The sequence below is a fragment of the uncultured Campylobacter sp. genome, from assembly GCF_938018145.1.
Lineage (GTDB): Bacteria > Campylobacterota > Campylobacteria > Campylobacterales > Campylobacteraceae > Campylobacter_A.
On record NZ_CALIII010000047.1, the window covers coordinates 1 to 7,219 of the forward strand.

The 7,219-nt window shown below is 48.4% G+C and carries 8 protein-coding genes; 4 read left to right on the forward strand and 4 right to left on the reverse strand.

All coding sequences use genetic code 11. From position 1 onward, the window contains the following. A partial coding sequence (locus tag Q0338_RS01135; protein ID WP_298085159.1) for a VOC family protein occupies positions 1-411 on the forward strand: 411 nt, incomplete at its 5' end. Positions 412-468: 57 nt separating this feature from the next. Beyond that, on the forward strand, positions 469-1,068 hold the full coding sequence (locus tag Q0338_RS01140; protein WP_298085160.1) for an alpha/beta hydrolase: 600 nt from the start codon (positions 469-471) through the stop codon (positions 1,066-1,068). Positions 1,069-1,329: 261 nt separating this feature from the next. Here the strand turns inward: Q0338_RS01140 and ruvX are convergent, their stop codons facing one another. The 4 genes from ruvX to ilvC form a co-directional block, all read right to left on the reverse strand. Further along, positions 1,330-1,710, reverse strand: coding sequence for a Holliday junction resolvase RuvX (gene ruvX / locus Q0338_RS01145; RefSeq protein WP_298085161.1), 381 nt, complete (start codon positions 1,708-1,710; stop codon positions 1,330-1,332). A gap of 206 nt (positions 1,711-1,916) precedes the next feature. Further along, the gene (gene dprA, locus Q0338_RS01150) at positions 1,917-2,684 is read right to left on the reverse strand and encodes a DNA-processing protein DprA (protein WP_298085162.1); all 768 of its coding nucleotides are present in this window, start codon (positions 2,682-2,684) and stop codon (positions 1,917-1,919) included. Beyond that, the gene (locus Q0338_RS01155) at positions 2,681-4,306 is read right to left on the reverse strand and encodes a divergent polysaccharide deacetylase family protein (RefSeq protein WP_298085163.1); all 1,626 of its coding nucleotides are present in this window, start codon (positions 4,304-4,306) and stop codon (positions 2,681-2,683) included. The genes dprA and Q0338_RS01155 overlap by 4 nt, the downstream gene beginning before the upstream one ends. Continuing rightward, entirely contained in the window at positions 4,307-5,329 is a 1,023-nt protein-coding gene (gene ilvC, locus Q0338_RS01160; protein WP_298085164.1) for a ketol-acid reductoisomerase, read from the reverse strand. A gap of 129 nt (positions 5,330-5,458) precedes the next feature. Here ilvC and Q0338_RS01165 point away from each other — a divergent pair, with 129 nt between their 5' ends. Beyond that, positions 5,459-6,277, forward strand: coding sequence for an HDOD domain-containing protein (locus tag Q0338_RS01165; RefSeq protein ID WP_298085165.1), 819 nt, complete (start codon positions 5,459-5,461; stop codon positions 6,275-6,277). Beyond that, positions 6,274-7,219, forward strand: a 946-nt coding sequence (locus tag Q0338_RS01170; protein WP_298085166.1) for an RNB domain-containing ribonuclease, incomplete at its 3' end; no start/stop codon positions are given. The genes Q0338_RS01165 and Q0338_RS01170, both read left to right, overlap by 4 nt.

Below are 7,219 nucleotides of genomic sequence, written 5' to 3' on the forward strand. Positions count from 1 at the left end.
TGCCTAGGCGTACGAAGCATGCAAAGGGCGTTGAAATTTTACAGAGACGGCCTGGGACTTCAGACAGATTGCAAAGAGGACAATCCGCCCGTATGTTTTTTCAATACGCCGGGGACCAAATTTGAGCTCTACCCGCTAGACGCGCTGGCGCGAGATATCGACGAAAATAATCCGCCGAGGGGAAGCGGATTTGCCGGCATCACGCTAGCCTATAACGTAAAAAACAAAGAGGACGTGGATAGCGTCATAGAGCTAGTAAAAAAGGCGGGCGGAACTATCGTCAAGGAGCCCCAAGTTGCGTTTTGGGGCGGATACCACGCGTATTTTGCCGATCCGGACGGATACTACTGGGAGGTGGCTTGGGGGCCTGATTTTAAATTTGACGAGGATGGACTGCTCAAATTTAACTAGTTGCGGCGTCAAAGCGCTTTTATTTTAACCGCTTAACCGCCGCAAAAAGGCAAAATCATGAAAGATATAGTCGTATACATACACGGAAAAAACGGAAGCGCGGCAGAAGCGGCCCGCTACCGACGGCTTTTTGCAGATAGCGACGTGCTTGGATTTGATTACGAAGCGCGCACGCCGTGGGAGGCGAAAGAGGAATTTGCGCCGTATTTTGAGTCTATCCTTAAAAGCCGCAAATCCGTGACGATCGTAGCAAACAGTATCGGAGCGTTTTTTGGCATGCATGCCTTGCAGGGCATGGAGATAAAAAGGGCGTATTTTATTTCGCAAATCGTAAATATGCAAATTTTAATCGAAAAAATAATGTCGCAGGCGCGCGTGAGCGAAGATGAGCTGCGAGATAGGGGCGAGCTGGACACGGAATGCGGAGAAAAACTTTCGTGGAAATACCTTTGCTACGCCAGAGAGCATCCTATCTGCTGGACGGCGCCGACGCATATTTTATACGGCGAAAAGGACGATCTAACCTCTCTTGAAACGATTTGCGAGTTTGCAAACCAAGCCCAAGCAACGCTTACTGTGATGAAAAATGGCGAACACTGGTTTCACACGGCGCAGCAAATGCGTTTTTTAGATGACTGGATACGGCGCTATAGCTGATAGCGGCTGACTTTTGGATAAAATTTGGCTCCGAGTCGTAGCGCGCCCAACCCGCAAGTCAAATTTAACTAGCAAATCCGCCGCTCAAGCCGCTTTTTAAATTTTACGCAAAGCCTAGGCTAAATTTAGCGCCGAGGCGTAAATTTGACTCAAATTTTACTCTCACTATATGCGCAGCAACGATCGGCCGAGACGGCTCCAACGTAACCCTGGCGCAAAACTCAAATTTGCCGTCTTTTTACCGCGCGCCAAATTTTGCAATCAGGCACAAAGCCCCAAATACCGCTTTAAAATAATCATCGCCGCGATACTATCTAGCCGTCCGTCGCGTCTGCCCTCGGCGTAAATTTCGCTCGCCTCAAAGCTACTCATCGCCTCGTCCTGATAGACCACCTCGCCGTCAAATTCGAGCAGCGACACGAAGTGCGCGATCCGCCGCCGCATCTCGTCCTCGCTAGATCCCCCAAGCGGCACGCCCACGACTAGCTTTTTTGCCCCGTATTCGCGCAAAACGGCGCTAACGTCGCGCGCGGCTTGATTGCGATTTTTGCGCAGTACGGGCGTTTGCGGCATCACGGTTTGCCCGACGGCTAGCGCCACGCCGATACGTTTTAGCCCCACGTCGATGGCCATTATGCTCATTTTCGTCCTTTAGATTTTTTCAAATTTAGCGACAGACTTTGACGGCGGGCAAGCTCAAATTTGATAGCCACGCTCCGTCAAATTTACAAAACCAAACGTCGCCGAAACGCATTTATCGCCGTCAAGCCGCCAAAATTTGCTTCAAATTTTACCGCCGTTTTATCAAAACTCGCGCGGCGTAAATTTGAGCTCAAAAGCCGCTAATTTTACTCCGCAAATACCGTAAGCCCAGATATTCGCAGCTTGCCTTCCAGTTCGTATTCGTAAATTTTATCGCCGAATTTTGCCAAGGCCGCATCGAGACTCGCGCCGTTTTTGCAAAATTTTATCACCTCGTCCTCTTGCGCAGACGCTGGCTTACCGCCGAAACGAAGCACAAAAGCATCAAAATCGTTTATCAAATTTGCCGCGCCGCTAGCTAGTAGCTCGTTTGTCCCGTCGCTCTCGCCTAGGCGCTGAGGCAGCGTAAATATCGGCACGCCAAGCTCCTTTGCCATGCGCGCGCTTTGCATCGAGCCGCTTCTGGTATCGGCCTGCGCGACGACCAGGGCCTGCGAGAGCGCGACCACGATGCGGTTTCGCTCCAAAAATCTATATGCAAGCGGCGGCTCGCCTGGGTCGTATTCGCTAAGAGCCAGCGCGTTTTGATAAATTTCTTTGATGATTTTGGCGTTGCTTTGCGGGTAGATTTTATTTAGTCCGTTGCCAAAAACGGCGACCGTATGCGGATACGCGCCCCTATGCGCAGCGATATCCACGCCGATAGCCGCACCGCTAACTACGCAAACGCCGCTGTTTGCCAGCGTCCTAGCTAGCGCCTCTACGCACTGCCTGGTGTAGGCGCTGGCCTTTCTCGAGCCTACGATTGAGACCATCGGGCGCTCAAGCAGGACTAAATTTCCCTCGAAATAGAGCTTTTTCGGCGGCTTTTTAAGACGCAAAAGACCGCTAGGAAGCTCGGTTAAGACGTTCAAAAAAGGTCCTTTAGATAGACGACCTCGACCTCTTGCAGGAGTTTGGCGCTTTCTTGCAGGACTTCGATCGTGTTTTTGTGCGGATGGCCGATCGCGATGGCGTATGAGCGCTTTTTAGCCAGCTCGACGGCGTATTTTAGCTGCTTTCGCACCGCCGCTTTTGAGCCGTCGTGATCCAAAAACACGTCGCGCGCGATGTATGGCATCGAGTATTTTTTCGCCGCGCCGTAAACCTTGGTCGGCGAGGTCGTCTTGCTATCGACAAAGATTAGATTTTCGTCCCGCATCGCCCGCATCATCCTATCCATCGCGGCCGCATCGCTCGTAAATCGGCTGCCCGTGTGGTTGTTGATGTATTTTAGATTCGGAAAGTCTCGCTTGATACTTTGTAACTTTTTCGCGATCTTTTCATAGTCGTCGTCGACCGTGAGAGTGTCGATCTCAGCGCCCTTAAAGCCGCCTAGAGCCTGCATAGGCAGGTGGATCATATAAAAACTAAAACGCCGCGCCAAAACAGGCGTCTCGGGGTGGGCGGAAGTAGCTGGGAAAAAGGACGGCGTGAGCTTTAGATTTACCGCTTTTATCGCGTCTGCTTGGTGCTTATATGCCACGTCGTCGATGATGATGACTAGGCGCGGTTTGTAGCCCGCTTTTACGGCAGCCTTTACTTCGTTTGGCTCGGGTGCGGTTTTTTTATCCGTCTTTTGCGAATCTGCAAATTTGGCTTTTTCGTCTTTTTTAGGCTTTTCTTTTTCGATCTTTTCTTGCTCGTTTTTCTCGGTGCTTTGCGGCGCATTTTCGGCGTCAAATTTTACTTCGACCTGCCCCGCCTGATCGTTTGCGTCGCTAAATTCGATATGGATTTTTTCTTTTTTTAGCGCTTGCTCGAGGGGGTTATTTTGCGCCTGCGACATAGGCGTATCGTCAAAGATCACGGCTTCGGAATTTGCAAAAATATGCGTTCTTTGAGGCGCTTGATAGCCATCAAATTTAACGTTATCGCCGCTATTTTGAGCGGATTTAGCAGGCTCGTTTTTAGAGCTTAAATTTGTCAAATTTAACTCGCCGACCTTTTTAGCGTTCGCCCCGTCAAGTTCGGAGGTATCGCGGGAAGCCAAATTTTCGCCATCAAGCGAGATTTTATCTTTGGTCGCAAGCACGCCCTGCCCGTCTTTATCAAATTTAGCTTGCTCGTTTGGCAAATTTTGACCGTTTTTATCTTCGGCTCTAGCTTTTTCGCCGCCGATTTTTATTTTACCTTTAGCATCCGCCTCGTCAAAAAGCGCCTTTATATCGGTCAAATTTGCCCTTGAGTGCACGCCCGATGCAGCTTGTGCGTCTTTTATCGTTACTTTTTCGGAGTCGTTTGAGGCCGAAAGGCTCGGTTTATGACTTAAATTTTGCTTTTGCTCGGGCTCGCTTTTGTCGCCGAAATACCGCTCGATTTTAGCGATCAGCGCATTGTCGCTTTTAACCTTTACCCTGACGTCCAGCAGATAAAACGCCCCGGCAATCAAGATACAGGCGATGAGAAAAACGGAAAGTAGTAGCTTTAGGCCGCCGTGCGAGCGCCCCTTTTTGGAGCGCCTTTTCGCGGCCTTTTTTCTAGGTTTCGAGTTCAATTAGTTTTTGCTTTGATCGATGAGTTTGCCCGCACTTATCCAAGGCATCATGGAGCGTAGTTTTTTGCCGGTTTGATTTAGCAAGCTTCTCTCGGCGATGCCGCGCTCTGCGTTCATGCGCACGTATCCGGCCTTGCGCTCGAGGATGAAGTCTTTTGCAAATTTACCGTTTTGGATCTCTTTTAGTATTTCTTTCATCGCTTTTTTGCTATCTTCGCCGATGACGCGCGGACCGCTCACGTAGTCGCCGTATTCTGCGGTGTTTGAGATAGAGTAGCGCATATCGGCCATGCCGCCTTGATACATTAGATCGACGATTAGTTTTAGCTCGTGCAAGCACTCAAAATACGCCATCTCAGGCTCGTATCCCGCATCTACCAGTGTCTCAAAGCCCGCGTTTACCAGAGCGCAAAGCCCGCCGCAAAGCACCGCCTGCTCGCCGAAAAGATCGGTTTCAGTCTCGTCTTTAAATGTAGTTTCTATGATGCCCGTTCTGCCGCCGCCGATCGCGCTAGCGTAGCTTAGAGCTAGCTCTTTAGCCTTTCCGCTTGCGTTTTGCTCTACGGCGATTAGATCAGGGATGCCGCCGCCTCGGACAAATTCGCTTCTTACCGTATGGCCCGGCGCTTTTGGAGCGATCATGATGACATCGATGCCTTCAGGAGCTTTGATCTGTCCAAAATGAACGTTAAAGCCGTGTCCAAAAGCTATCACGTCGCCGTCGTTTAAATTTGGCTTTATATCTCGCTCGAAAATTTCAGCTTGAAGCTCGTCGGGAGTCAGTATCATTATGACGTTTGCAGCCTTTGCCGCTTCGGCTACGGTTTTTACCTCAAAGCCCTTTGCTTCGGCTTTCGCCCAGCTTTTACCGCCCTTTGCTAGACCTACGATCACCTTTACACCGCTATCTCGTAAATTTTCAGCGTGCGCGTGGCCCTGCGAGCCAAAACCTATCATCGCGACGGTTTTGCTTCTAATTAAGCTCAAATCGCAATCTTTGTCATAGTAAATACTTACTGCCATCTTCTCTCCTCTTAAAAAATTTGTGAGATTATACTACCTAAACACTGAAACAAACTTGACTTTAAGTTTTTTAAAAAGCCTTTTAGTGTAGAATTAGCGATTATAAAATCTCGATATGAAGTGGGAAAAATGAACGAATCAATCTATAAACATATAAAGGCTCTTCCTCCGCTTGACGACACAGTCGTAAAAATCCAAGCCATTTGCAGAAATGAAAATAGTTCCATGAACGATCTGTCCCAAGTTATCGAAAAAGACCCGATGCTAACGGCAAATATCTTGCGCTCGGCGAACTCTCCTCTCTACGGATTTAGCAGGGAGATAACGACCGTTTCTAGAGCCGTGGCGCTGTTTGGCATGGCGACGGTTCGTGGTTTCGCCCTATCAAGCGCGGTCAAAAAAAGCTTTAAGATAAATTTGGATCCTTACGGTATTACAAGCCAGGACTTCTTAAACATTTCTACTATACAAAACGCATTGATGTATAACTGGTACTCCAAAATAAACGCTAGCGATCTTGCGATTTTAAGCCCTGCTTCGTTTATGCTTGAAGTCGGCAAAATCGTCATCTCTAACGAGCTAAATGAAACCGGCAAGGCGGCCGAATTTAAGGCAAATTTGAAAAATATCTCAAATCCTTTCGACCTATCCGAGCTCGAAAACAAAATCGTCGAGATTTCAAACGAAACCGTGACCGCTAAAATTTTCGAGCAGTGGAATCTCGAGTCTGAGCTAGTCGATGCGATTTTGTATTCAAATAACCCAGACGACGCGCCAGAGCACATAAAAAGCTACTCAAAAGCGCTTAAAGTCGTAAAAAGCGCGGTAAATATATTTAACCAGCTAAACGACGATAATCTGCAAAATACGCTAATGTGCCTCGACGAATACGGCTTTGCGCAAGACAAATTCCTAGAAGCCGTCGCAAAAGTCAAAGCGAATTTGTGAAAGAATTTTTAACCAAACTACTTGACGGAGTGAGCGAAAAGGAAGTCGCCTCCTCCGATAAAGAAATCCTACGAAATTTACTAAATTTAAACGCCGTAAGCCACCACAAAGATCGCTACTATCTAAATAACGGCTTTGTCTGCGGCAAACTCGATATAAGCGCAAACGGCACGGGCTTTTTGGCGCCTTACGACAAACGCTTTAAGCAAGATATAATAATAGAAAATAAAAATTTAAATGCCTCGCACTACGGCGATATCGTGCTGGCAAAGCTTTTGCCGCTAAAGAAAAAACGTCAAAGCGCTAAAGTCGTGATGACGCTAAAACTCGCCAACGAAACGAGCGTAGTCTATACCAAGCAAATAGGCTCGGTAATCCTTGGCGTAAACGTAAAAACCGCGCTTAGCTCGCCTCTAAAAGCCTCGCAAAAATCACTAAAAATGCTGCCGCCCGGCACGCTACTAAAAATCGGCAACCTAAATAACGAAATAGTCGAGGTTATCGGCAACATAAACGACCCGCTCAGCGACGAAAAAATCTCGCTTGCCGTATTTAACAAAAATGACGAATTTAGCGAAGAATGCGAAGCCGAAGCGCTCGCATGGGGCGACGAGGTCGATGCCGCGATGTATCCGCAAAGGGTAGATTTAAGGGGGCTAGCTTTTTGCACGATCGATCCCGTAGATGCTAAGGACTTTGACGACGCGATATATTTTGACGAGAAAAAACGCGAAATTTACGTCGCGATCGCTGACGTGAGCGAATACGTCACCCCCTACTCTCCGATAGATGCAGAGGCTAAAACGCGCGGATTTTCGATATATTTTCCGCACAAAGCCGTACCGATGCTGCCGCGAAATTTGAGCGAAAACATCTGCTCTTTAAAGCCAAACGTCGCGCGCCTTGCGTTTTGTTTCAAAATCACGCTAGACGAAGAGGGCG